Origin of the sequence: Pseudomonas aegrilactucae (assembly GCF_019168305.1) — a bacterium.
Taxonomy (GTDB): Bacteria; Pseudomonadota; Gammaproteobacteria; order Pseudomonadales; family Pseudomonadaceae; genus Aquipseudomonas; species Aquipseudomonas aegrilactucae.
Genome location: NZ_JAHTBI010000001.1, coordinates 95,299 through 111,148 on the forward strand (window position 1 = coordinate 95,299; position 15,850 = coordinate 111,148).

Consider the following 15,850-nt stretch of genomic DNA (forward strand, 5'->3'; position numbering starts at 1 on the left):
CCAGGTCAGCGCTTGAGCGGGTCTGCGTCGGCCCTGGCTGGCCAGGCGCGGGTATCCAGGTCCAGATCAGGGAACTGCGCCGAATCGAACACCGGCGTCTTCACGCCCGCCGCCCGCTGCGCGTCATAGTCGCGCAGCACCCGCAGGGCGATCTTGAACAGCAGCGCCACCGCGATCAGGTTGACGAACGCCAACATCGTCATGGTGATATCGGCGAAGGCGAACACCGTGGCCAGGTTCTGGATCGCGCCCCACAGGATCAGCACCAGCACCAGCACGCGGTAGCCGATCAGCGCCTTGCGGCTGTCGCCCACCAGAAAGCGCAGGTTGTTCTCGCCCAGGTAGTAGTTGTAGAGGATCGAGGTGAACACGAACAGCGCCAGCGCCACGCTGATGAACATGCGCCCCCAGTCGCCCACCACGGCGGCCAGCGAGTTCTGCGTCAGGGCAATGCCGTCGCCTTCGAAGCCCGGGGTGTAGAAGCCCGACAGCAGGATCAGCAAGGCGGTGCAGGTGCAGATCACGAAGGTGTCGAGGAACACGCTGAACGCCTGCACCACGCCCTGGGCCACCGGGTGCTCGACCTGGGCCACGGCGGCCACGTTGGGCGCGCTGCCCAGGCCTGCTTCGTTGGCGAACACGCCGCGTTTCACACCCATGATGATCGCGCTGCCCACCAGCCCGCCGAACGCCTGGTCGAGGCCGAAGGCGCTGTTGACGATGGTCATCAGCATGGCCGGCACCTGGTCGAACTGCAGCACGATGACGTAGACGGTCACGCCGATGTACACCAGGGTCTTGACCGGTACCAGCAGGTCGGCCACCGCGGCGATGCGCTTGATCCCGCCGATGAACACCAGGCCCAGCGCCACGGCCAGGCCGATGCCGGCGTAGGTGGTGTCGAGGTTGAAGGCATCATGCAGTGAGTGGGTCACGGCATGGGACTGCAGGCCGTTGAAGGCGAAGCCGAAGGTCACCAGCAGCAGGAATGCCATGACCCTGCCCAGCCAGCGCTTGCCCAGGCCGTGCTGAATGTAGAACGAAGGGCCGCCGCGGTACTGGCCGTCGGCGTCGCAACGCTTGTACAGCTGGCCCAGGGTGCATTCCATGAAGCTGCTGGACATGCCCACCAGTGCGGTGACCCACATCCAGAACACCGCGCCAGGCCCGCCCAGGGTCACGGCGATGCCGACGCCGGCGATGTTGCCGGCGCCGACCCGGCCGGCCAGGCTGAGCATCAGTGCCTGGAACGAGCTGAGCTGGTCGCTGCTGCTTTTCAGGCTGTCGCGGAACACCGCGAACATGTGGAAGAAGTGACGCAGTTGAACGAAACGCGAGCGGATCGTGAAGTAGCTGCCCAGACCGACAATCAGCACGATCAGTACCTTGCCCGAGAGGAAGTCGTTGATGACTTCAAGCATGGAATTTCCTCGCTTTAACCGGTGGCGAATCAACGGCAACGCCAAGCCCCGGGATGCTGACCCGTGCGGTGGGACAAGAGGAGGGGAGGCGTGACGCGATGATTCGCGAAGTGTGTTCAGGTGTTGTGTTGCGCGCTCGGCCACAGGCCAGAGGGCGCGCACTATACCGGTGCAGGGCCTGCGCGTCTGCAAAATATGGGCAGCTGGTCCGCCAGCCGTTACCATCGCGGCCATCTTTGGATCGCTGGGCAACGGACCTGCACATGCAAAAATACCTTTCGGCGCAAGAACGCCTGTGCGCGGCGGTGGACCTGAACTGCGCGGCGTGCGCGCACCTCTGGGTGCCTGATGAGCAACAACTCGAAACCCTCATGGGCAGGCAGCCGATTACCTGCCAGGCCTGCGATCAGGGGCTGATGCTGGGCGATGCCGACTACCAGGCGATGACGCGTCGGCTTACCCGTGCGAAGTTGACCGAAGGGGTGGTCATCGCCGCGACCCTGGGGTGGACCCTCAGTGTGCTCGGTGCCTACTACTACCTGGGCAACGTGGCGAGCGTGATCGTGGGCGCCGGGCTCAGCTTTGTCGGCTGGTCGATGAAGGAAGTCTTCAGCAGCGCGTCATTCCTGAACGTCGAGCTGCAGCCTTATCGGCAGGCATAAAAAAAAGGGCCCTGGAACAATGTTCCAGGGCCCTCAAAAGGTGAGAGGTGTCTAGTCCCTCAACCTGGTGAGCGGCAGTACGGCGGTGGTTACGCTTTGAGCGGAACCAGGCGCGGTGCAATCATGTTTTCCGGGCGCAGGATGTCGTTGAGCATCGCTTCGTCCAGCAGGCCTTCCTCACGCACCAGTTCCAGTACACCGCGGCCGCTTTCCAGCGCGATACGGGCGATACGGGTGGCGTTTTCGTAGCCGATGTACGGGTTCAGGGCGGTGACCAGGCCGATCGAGTGTTCGACCAGTTCACGGCAGCGCTGTTCGTTGGCAGTGATACCGACGATGCAGTGCTCGCGCAGCATGTCCATGGCGCGTTGCAGCAGGCGGATCGAGTCGAAGATCTTGTAGGCGATCAGCGGCTCCATCACGTTCAGCTGCAGTTGGCCGCCTTCGGCGGCGAAGGTCAGGGCGATGTCGTTGCCGATGATGGCGAACGCCACCTGGTTGACCGCTTCGGGGATAACCGGGTTGACCTTGCCGGGCATGATCGAGCTGCCTGGCTGACGCGCTGGCAGGTTGATCTCGTTGATGCCGGTACGCGGGCCGCTGGACAGCAGGCGCAGGTCGTTGCAGATCTTCGACAGCTTGACTGCGGTGCGCTTGAGCATGCCGGAGAACAGCACGAAGGCGCCCATGTCGGAGGTGGCTTCGATCAGGTCGGCAGCCGGAACCAGCGGCTGGCCGCTGATCAGCGCCAGGCGCTGTACGGCCAGGGCCTGGTAGCCCGGGTCGGCGTTGATGCCGGTACCGATCGCAGTACCGCCCAGGTTGACTTCGGTCAGCACTTCCGGTGCCAGGGTGCGCAGGCGGTTCAGGTCTTCGGTCAGGGTGGTGGCGAAGGCACGGAATTCCTGGCCCAGGGTCATCGGCACGGCGTCCTGCAGCTGGGTACGGCCCATCTTCAGTACGTGGCTGAACTCTTCACCCTTGGCAGCGAAGGCCTGGATCAGGCTGTCGAGGCTGGCCAGCAGCGCATCGTGGCCCAGCAGCAGGCCCAGACGGATGGCGGTCGGGTAGGCGTCGTTGGTCGACTGCGCCATGTTCACGTCGTTGTTCGGGTGCAGGTACTGGTACTCGCCCTTCTGGTGACCCATCGCTTCCAGCGCGATGTTGGCGATCACTTCGTTGGCGTTCATGTTGGTGGAGGTACCAGCACCGCCTTGAATCATGTCGACCACGAACTGCTCGTGGAAGTCACCGCGGATCAGGCGGGCACAGGCCTCGCTGATGGCAGCGTGCTTGGCATCGCTCAGGTGGCCCAGCTCGCGGTTGGCGTCAGCGGCCGCCTGTTTGACCATGGCCAGGCCGACAACCATTTTCGGGTAGTGCGACAACGGCACGCCAGAGAGGTGGAAGTTGTTGGCAGCACGCAGGGTCTGGATGCCGTAGTAGGCATCAGCAGGGACTTCGAGGGTGCCAAGCAGGTCTTTTTCGACACGGAACGATGCAGCAGCGGACATGATAGATATCATCTCGAGTTAGGCCCGGCACATGCCGGAATGGCGCCAATCCTAGGCCTGCGCGGATTTTGCGGCCAATGCTGTTGCGCGCTAACCTATGCACAAACGGCATAATGATCCATGTGACGCCAACCGACATTCGAGCGTGTGCCATTTTGGTGCGTGCCTGGAGAACGCGATGAACCTCGAAAGCAAATGGCTGGAAGATTTCAGTGCCCTGGCCGCCACTCGCAGCTTCTCCCAGGCGGCAGAGCGGCGCTTCGTCACCCAGCCGGCGTTCAGCCGGCGCATTCGCAGCCTGGAGGCGGCGCTGGGGCTTACCCTGGTCAACCGCTCGCGCACCCCCATCGAGTTGACCGCCGCCGGCCAGCTGTTTCTGGTGACGGCGCGCACGGTGGTCGACCAGTTGGGCGAAGTGCTGCGCCACTTGCACCATCTGGAAGGCGGGCAGGGCGAGGTGATCCAGGTGGCGGCAGCGCACTCGCTGGCACTGGGGTTCTTCCCGCGCTGGATCGCGCAGCTGCGCAATGACGGCCTGAACATCGCCACGCGTCTGGTGGCGACCAACGTCGGTGATGCGGTGCACGCGCTGCGCGAAGGCGGCTGCGACCTGATGCTGGCGTTCTATGACCCGGATGCGGCATTGCAGATGGACGCCGAGATCTTCCCGTCGCTGCACCTGGGGCACACCGAGATGCTGCCGGTGTGCGCTGCGAATGCCGACGGCAAACCGCTGTTCGACCTGGAAAACGATGCCAGCGTGCCGTTGCTGGCCTACAGCGCCGGGGCTTTCCTGGGGCGCTCGGTCAACCTGCTGCTGCGCCAGCGCAACCTGCGCTTTACCACCCTCTACGAAACGGCCATGGCCGACAGCCTCAAGGGCATGGCGCTGGAGGGCCTGGGCATTGCCTGGGTGCCGCGGCTGTCGGCACGCGCGGAGCTGGAGCGCGGCGAGCTGGTGATCTGTGGCGGTGCGCAATGGCATGTACCGCTGGAAATCCGCCTGTATCGCTGCGCCCTGGTGCGCAAGGCCAACGTGCGGCTACTGTGGCGCAAGCTGGAGGGCGGGTCGGCCACCGCGCCGGCCTGACTCCAGAGTCAGCCTGCATCGCGCAAAAAGCCCGAAAAATAAGGCCGACAGTTGGTCGCCGGGGTGCATTAAACGCACTGCTTTGCGATATACTTCGCGGCCTTCGGTCGGTACACCCGGCCCTAATTCGCATAACAAGCCACGCCGGTCGTCCTGCGTGGCTTGTTGTTTTTTGACGCGCCTGAAGGCGCCCAAGAGAAGAGGCTCGACGATGAGTGCACTGGTTGGCGTGATCATGGGCTCCAAGTCCGATTGGTCCACCCTTAGCCACACCGCCGATATGCTGGAAAAACTCGGCATTCCCTACGAAGTGAAGGTGGTCTCCGCCCACCGCACCCCGGACCTGCTGTTCCAGTACGCCGAAGAGGCCGAAGGCCGTGGCATCGAGGTGATCATCGCCGGTGCCGGTGGCGCGGCCCACCTGCCGGGCATGTGCGCCGCCAAGACCCACCTGCCGGTGCTCGGTGTGCCGGTGCAGTCGGCCATGCTCTCGGGCGTCGATTCGCTGCTGTCGATCGTGCAGATGCCGGCGGGCATCCCGGTTGCCACCCTGGCCATCGGCAAGGCCGGTGCGATCAACGCCGCCCTGCTGTCGGCGAGCATCCTGGGCGCCAGGCACCCGCAGTTCCATACCGTTCTGAAACAGTTCCGCGCTGAGCAGACAGACAACGTTCTGGACAATCCAGACCCGCGCCAGGCCTGAGGTCACACGCATGAAAATCGGTGTAATCGGTGGCGGCCAACTGGGCCGCATGCTGGCCCTGGCGGGCACTCCGCTGGGCATGAACTTCGCTTTCCTCGACCCGGCCCCGGACGCCTGCGCCGCTGCCCTGGGTGAACACCTGCGTGCCGACTACGGCGACCAGGACCACCTGCGCCAGCTGGCCGACGAAGTCGACCTGGTGACCTTCGAGTTCGAAAGCGTGCCGGCCGAGACCGTGGCCTTCCTGTCGCAGTTCGTGCCGGTGTACCCGAGCGCCGAGGCCTTGCGCATCGCGCGTGATCGCTGGTTCGAGAAGAGCATGTTCAAGGACCTGGGCATTCCGACCCCGGCCTTTGCCGATATCCAGTCGCAAGCCGACCTGGACACGGCAGTGGCCAGCATCGGCCTGCCCGCCGTGCTGAAAACCCGCACCCTGGGCTATGACGGCAAGGGTCAGAAGGTTCTGCGCACACAGGCCGACGTTGTCGACACGTTCGCCGAGCTTGGCAGCGTGCCGTGCCTGCTCGAAGGCTTCGTGCCGTTCACCGGTGAAGTGTCGTTGATCGCCGTGCGTGCCCGTGATGGCGAGACGCGTTTCTACCCGCTGGTGCACAACACCCACGACAGCGGCATCCTGCGCCTGTCGGTGGCCAGCGAAGATCACCTGCTGCAAGGCCTGGCCGAAGACTACGCCGGCCGCGTGCTCAAGCAGCTCGACTATGTGGGCGTGCTGGCGTTCGAGTTCTTCGAGGTCGACGGTGGCCTGAAGGCCAACGAAATCGCCCCGCGCGTGCACAACTCCGGGCACTGGACCATCGAAGGCGCCGAGTGCAGCCAGTTCGAGAACCACCTGCGCGCCGTGGCCGGCCTGCCGCTGGGCTCGACCGCCAAGGTCGGCGAAAGCGCCATGCTCAACTTCATCGGCGAAGTGCCGGCAGTGGACAAGGTCGTGGCCATCGACGACTGCCACCTGCACCACTACGGCAAGGCCTTCAAGGTCGGGCGCAAGGTCGGCCACGCCACGCTGCGTTGCGACGACATGGCCACGCTGGAGCAGAAGATCCAGCAGGTCGAAGCGCTGATCGCAGGCTGAGTTGAACCATTTCACCGGTGCATCCCTCTGATGGCAGGATGCCAAAGCGCTGACTAGGCTTTGGCTCGTGCACTCAATTCAGAGGGAATGTCATGGGTATCATTGGAACCATCTTCATCGGCCTGATCGTGGGCCTGCTGGCACGTTTCCTCAAGCCGGGCGACGACAGCATGGGTTGGATCATGACCATCCTGCTGGGCATCGCCGGTTCCCTGGCGGCTACCTACGGTGGCCAGGCGCTGGGCATCTACCATGCGGGCGAGGGGGCTGGTTTCCTGGGCGCGCTGGTGGGCGCGATCATCCTGCTGGTGATCTACGGCATGATCAAAAAGCGTTCATAGGGCGCTAGAATGCTCGGCAGTCGAACCTCTTTCGTTGCCGAGCCTTTTTCATGCGTCGAGTCCTGCTGCTTTCCTTGTTGCTGTGTAGTGCCGTGGCGCGGGCCGAGCTGCCCGAAACCGACTGGCTGGAGCTGATGCCTGCGTCCGACCAGAAGGCACTGGAACAGATGCCCGAGATCGACCATGACTCCCCCGAGGCCATGGGCACCTTTACCGACAAGGGCGGCCTGAAGCAGAGCAAGGGCCTGCCGGCGGTGATGTATTCGAACAAGACGGTGGCGGCCATGAACGGCAAGCAGATCCGTCTGGGCGGGTATCCGGTGCCGCTGGAGACCGACGCCAAGGGCAACAGCACCTTGTTCTTCCTCGTGCCCTATCCGGGCGCCTGCATCCATGTCCCGCCACCACCGCCCAATCAACTGGTGCTGGTGCGCTATCCGCACGGGTTGAAGCTGGACGATATCTACACGCCGCTGTGGGTCAGCGGCACGCTGAAGGTGGAGAAGGTCAGCAATGATCTGGCCGATGCGGCGTATGCGCTGGAGGCGGGGAAGGTGCGGGTGGTGCAGGATTCCGATCTGTAACCACGTCGCCTTATTCGCTGGCAAGCCAGCTCCCACAGGCTCACCGCAAGCCTCAGGGCTGGCGCCATACCTGTGGCAGCTGGCTTGCCAGCGAAAGCGGTCTAGAGCGGCTCGCTCCCTATACTGACACTAAGCGAATGCGTCGCCCCGGGCTTCAAGGTCACCACGTCATCCCACACGTTCGCCGTCTCGATGCACAGCATGCGCTGCCAGCCGTCATCGGCCATGTCCGGCAACTCGGCGGCGCGGTCCACCCATGGGTTCCAGATCACTGCCGAGCGCGAGCCCTGGCAGCTCAAGGTAATGCGCCGGTTCCACGCCGGGTCGACGATGCTCAATCGATCGGGCGCCTGCAGGTAGATGCGGTCGGTTTCCCCGGCAAACCCCAGGTCACCTTGCTGGGTGCGTTGTGCCCAGTCGGCCAGGGTCTCGATATACCCCAACCCGTCCACGCCTTGCACCCGCGCCCCGCGCACATCGCTGACGGCAAAGTAGCTGTGCAGGGCCTGGCTCAGGGTGAGCGTGTCATTGCCCAGATTGTAGCTGCTGAGGGTGAGCGTCAGTTGCTCGCCCAGCACGATGCTCAGCTTCAGCTCGACCGTGTGCGGCCAGCCAGGCAGGTCGCCCAGCGCCTGGGGCAGGGTGAAGTCGACGCGTACCCCCTCACCCTGGCTGTCGATGCCGAGCAATTGCCAGTCACGCCCGCGCACCAGGCCATGCGCCGGCGCTTCGGCACCGTGGTACATGGCCTGCACGGCTTGCGGATTGCGTTGAAGGTTGCCGAACCAGGGCCAGCACACCGGTACGCCGGCGCGCACCGATTTGCCCTGCCTGAAGATGGCCTGGTCACTGAGCCACAGCAACGGCGGCTCGCCCACGCGCTGGTAACTCAGTACCTGTGCGCCCTGCTGGGCTATCAGCAGCTCGGCGTGAGACGTGCTGATACGCCAGCAGCTGAGTTCACCGTGCTGTTCGACTTCTACCTTGGGTGTGGACATGCGTTGTACTCGATGGGTGGCCTACAAGGTCTTGGACCTCTCGCAGACCCCCGAGTTTAACGCGCCCCCGGCTCAGCGACGAGGCGGTACCGAACGGGTGCGCCCGCTGCCGTCGATGGCAACGAACACGAACACCGCTTCGGTGACCTTGCGCCATTCGCTGCTCAGCGGGTCGTCGCTCCACACTTCGACCATCATCTGGATCGAGCTGCGGCCGATTTCCAGGGTCTGGGTATAGAAGGACAGCTGCGCGCCCACGGCTACGGGTACCAGGAAGGCCATGCGATCGATCGCCACGGTGGCCACGCGACCACCGGCGACACGGCTGGCCATGGCGGTACCGGCCAGGTCCATCTGGGCGACCAGCCAGCCGCCGAAGATATCGCCGAAACCGTTGGTTTCACGGGGTAATGCAGTGATCTGCAAGGCCAGGTCGCCTTGCGGGATAGGATCTTCTTGTTCGAGTTCAATCATGCCGGGGGTGCCTCTGACCCGTAACGCTTCGTTGGTGGCGCTGGTGCGGACGCCGCGAAAAACGATTCAGCACGAAACATACTACGCTGCTTTCGCTTTGCCGGGCGGCGAAGGGAAACTCTGCGAAACCGACTAAGCATACCTAGCGGCGTTTTCGCACAACATCCCACACAAGGCGTAACCTTTTAATACGAGCGGCCAGTATATAGAGCCTCGCGCAGAGCGACGACCATGCGGTCACGATTATCTGTGCTGTTTATGTAGATCTGTGTGCTTTTTCAAGCAATTTGCTATCGTTCGACCTCCTGACAGGCCGGGCCAGCGCTGCTGCGGCTTGATTTGCCCACAAGAGACACTTCGATGACCTCCGTGCCCACCTCTATCGAGCAGCCTTCGCGCCCGCTCACCCGCAGTGACTACAAGACCCTGTCGCTCTCCGCCCTGGGCGGCGCGCTGGAGTTCTACGACTTCATCATCTTCGTGTTTTTCGCCGCGGTGGTGGGCAAGCTGTTCTTCCCGGTCGACATGCCCGAGTGGCTGCGCATGATGCAGACCTTCGGCATCTTCGCCGCCGGCTACCTGGCGCGCCCGCTGGGCGGCATCGTCATGGCCCACTTCGGCGACCTGCTGGGGCGCAAGAAGATGTTCACCCTGAGCATCTTCATGATGGCCGTGCCGACCCTGATCATGGGCCTGCTGCCCACCTACGCGCAGATCGGCATCTGGGCGCCGATCCTGCTGCTGGTGATGCGGGTGATCCAGGGTGCGGCCATCGGCGGTGAAGTACCCGGCGCCTGGGTGTTCGTGTCCGAGCACGTGCCGGGCCGCAACGTCGGCTATGCCTGCGGCACCCTGACCGCAGGCCTGACCTCGGGCATCCTGCTCGGCTCGCTGGTCGCCACCTTGATCAATACCGTCTACACCCCGCAAGAGCTGTCTGACTACGCCTGGCGTATCCCGTTCCTGATGGGCGGGGTGTTCGGCCTGTTCTCGGTGTACCTGCGCCGCTGGCTGCACGAAACCCCGGTGTTCGCCGAGATGCAGCAACGCAAGGCGCTGGCCGAGGAAGTGCCGCTGCGCGCTGTGCTGCGCGACCACCGCGGGGCCATCGTGCTGTCGATGCTGCTGACCTGGCTGCTGTCGGCCGGCGTCATCGTGGTGATCCTGATGACCCCGACAGTGCTGCAGAGCGTGTACGGCTTCAGCGCGACCACGGCCTTGCAGGCCAACAGCCTGGCCATCGTGCTGCTCAGCATCGGCTGCATCGGTGCCGGCGCACTGGCCGACCGTTTCGGTGCCGGTCGCGTGTTCGTCATCGGCAGCCTGGCGTTGCTGGCCAGCTCCTGGACCTTCTACCACAGCATCGCGGCCCATCCGGACTGGCTGTTCCCGCTGTATGCGCTGACCGGCCTGTGCGTCGGCGTGATCGGTGCGGTGCCGTACGTGATGGTACGTGCCTTCCCGCCGGTGGTGCGCTTCAGCGGCCTGTCGTTCTCCTACAACCTGGCCTATGCGATCTTCGGCGGCCTGACCCCGATCATGGTCACCTCGCTGATGAAGTTCAGCCCGCTCGGCCCGGCCTACTACGTGGCCGGTATCTGCATCCTCGGCCTGTTGGTGGGCCTCTATCTGCTCGCGACCAAACGCTGAAACCCCACTGCCCCCCCCCCCGCCGCAACATTTTGAAAAGGCCATCCCTCCAACGAGGTGATGGCCTTTCATCTAATTGTCACATTCAGTTCATAGAGTAGTCATACGGCCTGCAGATACTTGGGCCCGATCCATCTACCCCACTTCCTGCTAGGAGTAAGGCATGAAACTGAAGCGTTTGATGGCGGCCCTGACCTTTGCCGCCGCTGGCGTTGCGACTGCCAACGCAGTTGCCGCTGTTGATCCTGCTATTCCGACCTACGTCAAGACCACTGGCGTCTCGGGCAACCTCTCCAGCGTCGGTTCCGATACCCTGGCCAACCTGATGACCCTGTGGGCCGAGGCCTACAAGAAGGAATACCCGAACGTAAACATCCAGATTCAGGCCGCCGGCTCCTCCACCGCGCCACCCGCGCTGACCGAAGGCACCGCCAACCTGGGCCCGATGAGCCGCAAGATGAAAGACGTCGAGCTGCAGGCCTTCGAACAGAAGTACGGCTACAAGCCGACCGCCATCCCGGTGGCGGTCGATGCCTTGGCCGTGTTCGTGCACAAGGACAACCCGATCAAGGGCCTGACCATGGCTCAGGTCGATGCGATCTTCTCGTCGACCCGCCTGTGCGGTGCCAAGGCCGACGTGAAAACCTGGGGTGACCTGGGCGTGACCGGCGACCTGGCCAACAAGCCAGTGCAGCTGTTCGGTCGCAACTCGGTATCCGGCACCTACGGCTACTTCAAGGAAGAAGCCCTGTGCAAAGGCGACTTCAAGCCTAACGTCAACGAACAACCGGGTTCGGCTTCGGTCGTGCAGTCGATCAGCAGCTCGCTGAACGGCATCGGTTACTCGGGCATCGGCTACAAGACCGCCAGCGTGAAGACCGTGCCTCTGGCCAAGAAAGAAGGCGGCGCATTCGTCGAAGACAACGAATCCAACGCCCTCAACGGTACCTACCCGCTGTCGCGCTTCCTCTACGTCTACGTCAACAAGGCGCCGAACAAGCCGCTGGCTCCGCTGGAAGCCGAGTTCGTCAAGCTGGTGCTGTCGCAGGCCGGTCAGCAGGTCGTGGTCAAAGACGGTTACATCCCGCTGCCCGCCAAAGTGGCTGAGAAAGCACTGGCCGACCTGGGCCTGAACCACGCCGCCAAAGGCGTCGCTGCAAACTGAGTGTGAACCGGCGTGGCCTGGAAACCTCCAGGCTGCGCTGCAAATTGCGAGTCCGCTGCCAGGGATGTCTGGGCGGCGGGCTTTTTTGCGTCACTGCACTGTCATGTTTTTGTCATACGGGACCGCTAGGGTGAGCGCATGAATGATCTGGCCAACTCCACCATGACCCAAAATTCCCCCCCCGTGCGGATTGATTTCAATACGCCCGAGCTGCAACGCAAGCGTCGCCTGCGTGCATTCAAGGATCGTCTGACCCGCTGGTATGTACTGGTGGGCGGGCTCGCCGTGCTGGCGGCGATCACCTTGATCTTCTTCTACCTGGCCTATGTGGTCGTGCCGCTGTTCCAGGGCGCCGAACTGACCACCAAGAAAGCCATCACCCCGACCTGGCTGACCCAGGACGCCGGCAAGCCGCTGATGATTGCGCTCGAAGAGCAGAATCTGGTGGGCATGCGCGTGTCCGACAACGGCCAGGCGCTGTTCTTCGACACCAAGACCGGTGCCGAGCTCAGCCGCGTGGCGCTGCCGGTGCCTGCCGGTACCCAGGTGACCTCGATCGGTGCCGACCAGCCGGGCAACCCGCTGATCGTGCTGGGCCTGTCCAACGGCCAGGCGCTGGTGTTCAGCCACAGCTACAAGATCACCTACCCGGACAACAAGAAGACCATCACCCCGGCCATCGACTACCCGTATGGCCAGGAACCGTTCGCCCTCGGTGAAGCCGGCCGCGCGCTCGAGCACGTCAGCCTCAACGTGAATGGCGAGACGCTGGTGGTCGCCGGCTCCAGCGGCGCCCAGTTGCAGGTGCTGCAACTGAGCCGCGAAGAAAACATGATGACCGGCGAAGTCACCAGCGAGCAGAACCGCATCGAGCTGCCGCAGATGACCGAGACGGTCAAGGCGATCTTCATCGACCCGCGCCAGCAATGGCTGTACGTGATCAACGGGCGCGCCCAGGCCGATGTGTTCAGCCTGCGCGACAAGAGCCTCAACGGTCGCTACAAGCTGCTGGATGACGCCAATACCGACGTCACGGCCAGTACCCAGCTGGTGGGCGGCATCTCGCTGATCATCGGTGACTCCAAGGGTGGCCTGGCGCAGTGGTTCATGGCCCGCGATCCAGACGGCGAACAGCGCTTCAAGAAGATCCGTACCTTCCAGATGGGCAGCGCGCCGATCGTGCAGATCGATGCCGAGGAGCGTCGCAAGGGCTTCGTGGCGCTGGACGCCAGCGGCAAGCTCGGCGTGTTCCACAGCACCGCGCACCGTACCCTGCTGGTCGAACCGATGGCTGAAGGCGCCGGCGTGCTGGCGCTGTCGCCACGGGCCAACCGCATCATCGTCGAGGAAGGCGGCAAGCTGATCCCGGCCAGCCTGCGCAACCCGCACCCGGAAGTGTCCTGGAGCGCGCTGTGGAGCAAGGTCTGGTACGAGAACTACGACGAGCCCAAGTATGTCTGGCAGTCGACCGCCTCCAACACCGACTTCGAGCCCAAGCTGAGCCTCTCGCCGCTGACCTTCGGTACGCTCAAGGCCGCGTTCTACGCGATGATCCTGGCCGCACCGCTGGCGATTGCCGCCGCGATCTACACCGCCTACTTCATGGCCCCGGGCATGCGCCGCAAGGTCAAGCCGGTGATCGAGCTGATGGAGGCGATGCCGACGGTGATCCTCGGTTTCTTCGCCGGCCTGTTCCTGGCGCCGTACCTCGAAGGCCACCTGCCGGGTGTGTTCAGCCTGTTCCTGCTGATGCCGTTCGGCATCCTGCTGGCCGGCTTTGCCTGGAGCCGCCTGCCGGAGTCGTTGCGCCTGCGCGTTCCGGATGGCTGGGAAGCGGCGATCCTGATTCCGGTGATCCTGTTTACCGGCTGGGGCGCGCTGACCATGAGCCCGTTCCTGGAGGCCTGGTTCTTCGGCGGCGACATGCGCCTGTGGATCACCAATGACCTGGGCATCACCTACGACCAGCGCAACGCCCTGGTAGTCGGTATCGCCATGGGCTTTGCGGTCATCCCGAACATCTACTCGATTGCCGAAGACGCCGTCTTCAGCGTGCCGCGCAGCCTGACCCTGGGCTCGCTGGCACTGGGCGCCACGCCGTGGCAGACCCTGACCCGCGTGGTCATCCTGACCGCCAGCCCGGGTATCTTCTCGGCGCTGATGATCGGCATGGGCCGTGCGGTGGGTGAAACCATGATCGTGCTGATGGCCACGGGCAACACCCCGGTCATGGAAATGAACCTGTTCGAAGGTATGCGCACCCTGGCGGCCAACGTCGCGGTGGAGATGCCCGAATCGGAAGTCGGTGGCAGTCATTACCGCGTGCTGTTCCTCGCCGCGCTGGTGCTGCTGATGTTCACCTTCGTGATGAACACCTTGGCCGAGCTGATTCGCCAGCGTCTGCGCAAGAAATACTCGTCGCTTTGATAGAAAGGTAGAGATCCGTGAAAAAGGATTCCCTCAAGAGCTGGTTCAAGAGCGGCGCCCCCGGCGTCTGGATAAGCGGTGGCGCGGTGGCCATTGCGGTGATCATGACCATCGGTCTGCTCTCCGTGATCGCCGTGCGCGGCCTGGCGCACTTCTGGCCGGCCGACCTGATCCAGGCCAGCTACAACGTGCCGGGCCAGGCCAGCCACGTCGTGGTCGGTGAAGTCGTACAGAAGGAAGAGGTGCCGCTGGCGCGTCTGAAGGGCGCCGGCCTGCCGGTGCCCGACAACGGCCCGGAGTTCATGACCCGCGAGCTGATCAAGGTCGGTAACCGCGACCTCAACGGCAGCGACTTCTCCTGGGTGGTCGGCGACTGGCTGGTCGACCAGCAGAAACCGGTCGACCTGATTGCCCTGGAGCGCCGCGAGTGGGGCAACTTCTACGGCTACCTGGTCAGCGTCAAGGAAAACGGCAAGGTGGTCGCCGAAGGGCAGGCCGCCTGGAACGAGCTGCAGGCACGCCTCAAGCGCGCCGACGGCCTGGCCGGCGAGCTGCAGAAGCTCGAGAAGAAAGACATCGGCGCCATCAACCATGGCCTGGAGCGCCTGCGCCTGCAAGCGCGCAAGCTGGAGCTGGAAGGCAAGCTGGACGCCACCGCGCAAGCCGACATGGACGCCGAACGCGCCGAGCTGAACAACCGCTACAAGGCCATCGAGGAGCGCCTGGGCAGCCTGCACCAGGACTTCAGCCGCGACAGCCTGGTGGCGCGTGACGGCAACGGCCGCGAAGTCGAGATCAACCTCGACAAGGTGGTCCACGCCTACCAGCCCAACGGCATGAGCTACTTCACCAAGCTGGGCACCTACTTTGCCAAGGTCTGGGAGTTCCTCAGCGACGACCCGCGTGAAGCCAACACCGAAGGCGGGATTTTCCCGGCCATCTTCGGCACCGTGATGATGACCTTGATCATGGCCGTGATCGTCACCCCGTTCGGCGTGCTGGCGGCGGTTTACCTGCGTGAGTATGCACGTCAGGGCCCGGTGACCCGGCTGATCCGCATCGCGGTGAACAACCTGGCGGGTGTACCGGCGATCGTCTACGGCGTGTTCGGCCTGGGCTTCTTCGTGTACGTGCTGGGCGGCTCGCTCGACCGGCTGTTCTTCCCTGAAGCCCTGCCGGCGCCGACCCTGGGTACACCGGGGCTGCTGTGGGCCTCGCTGACCCTGGCGCTGCTGGCGGTGCCGGTGGTGATCGTGGCCACCGAAGAAGGCCTGGCGCGGATCCCGCGCACGGTGCGCGAGGGCTCGCTGGCCCTGGGCGCCACCAAGGCCGAGACGCTGTGGAAGATCGTGCTGCCGATGGCCAGCCCGGCAATGATGACCGGCATGATCCTGGCCGTGGCCCGCGCTGCGGGTGAAGTGGCACCGCTGATGCTGGTGGGTGTGGTGAAACTGGCGCCGTCGCTGCCAGTGGACGGCAACTACCCATACCTGCACCTGGACCAGAAGATCATGCACCTGGGCTTCCACATCTACGACGTCGGCTTCCAGAGCCCCAACGTCGAGGCTGCGCGGCCGCTGGTATACGCCACCGCGTTGCTGCTGGTGATGGTGATCGCCACCCTCAACCTTTCGGCGGTGTGGATCCGTAACCACCTGCGCGAGAAGTACAAGGCGCTGGACGCCTGACACACCCTTATTGCCGCTGCCGCCTGTGCGCCGAGCGCCG

14 protein-coding genes are annotated in these 15,850 nt (G+C 64.0%); 10 read left to right on the top strand and 4 right to left on the bottom strand.

Translation table 11 applies throughout. From position 1 onward, the window contains the following. Positions 1-5 precede the first annotated feature (5 nt). A complete protein-coding gene (locus KUO17_RS00445) occupies positions 6-1,421 on the bottom strand; it encodes an alanine/glycine:cation symporter family protein (RefSeq protein ID WP_217973093.1) in 1,416 nt (471 codons plus the stop codon). 263 nt (positions 1,422-1,684) lie between these two features. Here KUO17_RS00445 and KUO17_RS00450 point away from each other — a divergent pair, with 263 nt between their 5' ends. After that, positions 1,685-2,083 carry a hypothetical protein gene (locus KUO17_RS00450; protein ID WP_217973094.1) on the top strand — a complete coding sequence of 133 codons (399 nt, stop codon included), beginning with the start codon at positions 1,685-1,687 and terminating at the stop codon, positions 2,081-2,083. Between the two features lie 89 nt (positions 2,084-2,172). On the opposite strand, the gene aspA is transcribed toward KUO17_RS00450, so the two are convergent. Beyond that, positions 2,173-3,597 carry an aspartate ammonia-lyase gene (gene aspA, locus KUO17_RS00455; protein WP_217973095.1) on the bottom strand — a complete coding sequence of 475 codons (1,425 nt, stop codon included), beginning with the start codon at positions 3,595-3,597 and terminating at the stop codon, positions 2,173-2,175. A gap of 178 nt (positions 3,598-3,775) precedes the next feature. Here aspA and KUO17_RS00460 point away from each other — a divergent pair, with 178 nt between their 5' ends. From KUO17_RS00460 to KUO17_RS00480, 5 genes are all read left to right on the top strand, one after another. Then, positions 3,776-4,687 carry a LysR substrate-binding domain-containing protein gene (locus tag KUO17_RS00460; RefSeq protein ID WP_217973096.1) on the top strand — a complete coding sequence of 304 codons (912 nt, stop codon included), beginning with the start codon at positions 3,776-3,778 and terminating at the stop codon, positions 4,685-4,687. A gap of 211 nt (positions 4,688-4,898) precedes the next feature. After that, positions 4,899-5,390 (top strand): 5-(carboxyamino)imidazole ribonucleotide mutase, encoded by a 492-nt coding sequence (purE, locus tag KUO17_RS00465; RefSeq protein ID WP_217973097.1) that lies wholly within the window; start codon positions 4,899-4,901, stop codon positions 5,388-5,390. Positions 5,391-5,400: 10 nt separating this feature from the next. Further along, positions 5,401-6,483 carry a 5-(carboxyamino)imidazole ribonucleotide synthase gene (locus KUO17_RS00470; protein ID WP_217973098.1) on the top strand — a complete coding sequence of 361 codons (1,083 nt, stop codon included), beginning with the start codon at positions 5,401-5,403 and terminating at the stop codon, positions 6,481-6,483. A 92-nt stretch (positions 6,484-6,575) separates the two neighbouring features. After that, positions 6,576-6,824 (top strand): GlsB/YeaQ/YmgE family stress response membrane protein, encoded by a 249-nt coding sequence (locus tag KUO17_RS00475; protein ID WP_163945557.1) that lies wholly within the window; start codon positions 6,576-6,578, stop codon positions 6,822-6,824. A gap of 50 nt (positions 6,825-6,874) precedes the next feature. After that, on the top strand, positions 6,875-7,408 hold the full coding sequence (locus KUO17_RS00480; protein WP_217973099.1) for a DUF3299 domain-containing protein: 534 nt from the start codon (positions 6,875-6,877) through the stop codon (positions 7,406-7,408). 101 nt (positions 7,409-7,509) lie between these two features. Here the strand turns inward: KUO17_RS00480 and KUO17_RS00485 are convergent, their stop codons facing one another. Together KUO17_RS00485 and KUO17_RS00490 are read right to left on the bottom strand one after the other, a co-directional pair. After that, positions 7,510-8,406, bottom strand: a complete 897-nt coding sequence (locus tag KUO17_RS00485; protein ID WP_217973100.1) for a D-hexose-6-phosphate mutarotase — start codon at positions 8,404-8,406, stop codon at positions 7,510-7,512. A gap of 72 nt (positions 8,407-8,478) precedes the next feature. After that, on the bottom strand, positions 8,479-8,880 hold the full coding sequence (locus tag KUO17_RS00490) for an acyl-CoA thioesterase (protein ID WP_009402429.1): 402 nt from the start codon (positions 8,878-8,880) through the stop codon (positions 8,479-8,481). Positions 8,881-9,240: 360 nt separating this feature from the next. On the opposite strand from KUO17_RS00490, the gene KUO17_RS00495 reads away from it, so the two are divergent. The 4 genes from KUO17_RS00495 to pstA all read left to right on the top strand — a co-directional run bounded on the left by KUO17_RS00495 (position 9,241) and on the right by pstA (position 15,810). After that, entirely contained in the window at positions 9,241-10,530 is a 1,290-nt protein-coding gene (locus tag KUO17_RS00495; RefSeq protein ID WP_217973101.1) for an MFS transporter, read from the top strand. A 163-nt stretch (positions 10,531-10,693) separates the two neighbouring features. Next, positions 10,694-11,695 carry a phosphate ABC transporter substrate-binding protein PstS gene (locus tag KUO17_RS00500; protein WP_163940908.1) on the top strand — a complete coding sequence of 334 codons (1,002 nt, stop codon included), beginning with the start codon at positions 10,694-10,696 and terminating at the stop codon, positions 11,693-11,695. Positions 11,696-11,833: 138 nt separating this feature from the next. Beyond that, positions 11,834-14,122, top strand: a complete 2,289-nt coding sequence (locus KUO17_RS00505; RefSeq protein ID WP_217973102.1) for an ABC transporter permease subunit — start codon at positions 11,834-11,836, stop codon at positions 14,120-14,122. A 17-nt stretch (positions 14,123-14,139) separates the two neighbouring features. After that, complete coding sequence (pstA, locus tag KUO17_RS00510) at positions 14,140-15,810, top strand: phosphate ABC transporter permease PstA (RefSeq protein WP_217973103.1); 1,671 nt, start codon at positions 14,140-14,142, stop codon at positions 15,808-15,810. Positions 15,811-15,850: the final 40 nt, after the last annotated feature.

Bases quoted from the DNA above. Each gene is read 5' to 3' on its own strand.
- KUO17_RS00505 (WP_217973102.1), top strand. From the start codon at position 11,834: ATGAATGATCTGGCCAACTCCACCATGACCCAAAATTCCCCCCCCGTG.
- KUO17_RS00495 (WP_217973101.1), top strand. From the start codon at position 9,241: ATGACCTCCGTGCCCACCTCTATCGAGCAGCCTTCGCGCCCGCTCACC.
- KUO17_RS00485 (WP_217973100.1), bottom strand. From the start codon at position 8,406: ATGTCCACACCCAAGGTAGAAGTCGAACAGCACGGTGAACTCAGCTGC.
- KUO17_RS00475 (WP_163945557.1), top strand. From the start codon at position 6,576: ATGGGTATCATTGGAACCATCTTCATCGGCCTGATCGTGGGCCTGCTG.
- KUO17_RS00445 (WP_217973093.1), bottom strand. From the start codon at position 1,421: ATGCTTGAAGTCATCAACGACTTCCTCTCGGGCAAGGTACTGATCGTG.
- KUO17_RS00480 (WP_217973099.1), top strand. From the start codon at position 6,875: ATGCGTCGAGTCCTGCTGCTTTCCTTGTTGCTGTGTAGTGCCGTGGCG.
- KUO17_RS00470 (WP_217973098.1), top strand. From the start codon at position 5,401: ATGAAAATCGGTGTAATCGGTGGCGGCCAACTGGGCCGCATGCTGGCC.
- KUO17_RS00450 (WP_217973094.1), top strand. From the start codon at position 1,685: ATGCAAAAATACCTTTCGGCGCAAGAACGCCTGTGCGCGGCGGTGGAC.
- aspA (WP_217973095.1), bottom strand. From the start codon at position 3,597: ATGTCCGCTGCTGCATCGTTCCGTGTCGAAAAAGACCTGCTTGGCACC.
- KUO17_RS00490 (WP_009402429.1), bottom strand. From the start codon at position 8,880: ATGATTGAACTCGAACAAGAAGATCCTATCCCGCAAGGCGACCTGGCC.
- KUO17_RS00460 (WP_217973096.1), top strand. From the start codon at position 3,776: ATGAACCTCGAAAGCAAATGGCTGGAAGATTTCAGTGCCCTGGCCGCC.
- purE (WP_217973097.1), top strand. From the start codon at position 4,899: ATGAGTGCACTGGTTGGCGTGATCATGGGCTCCAAGTCCGATTGGTCC.
- KUO17_RS00500 (WP_163940908.1), top strand. From the start codon at position 10,694: ATGAAACTGAAGCGTTTGATGGCGGCCCTGACCTTTGCCGCCGCTGGC.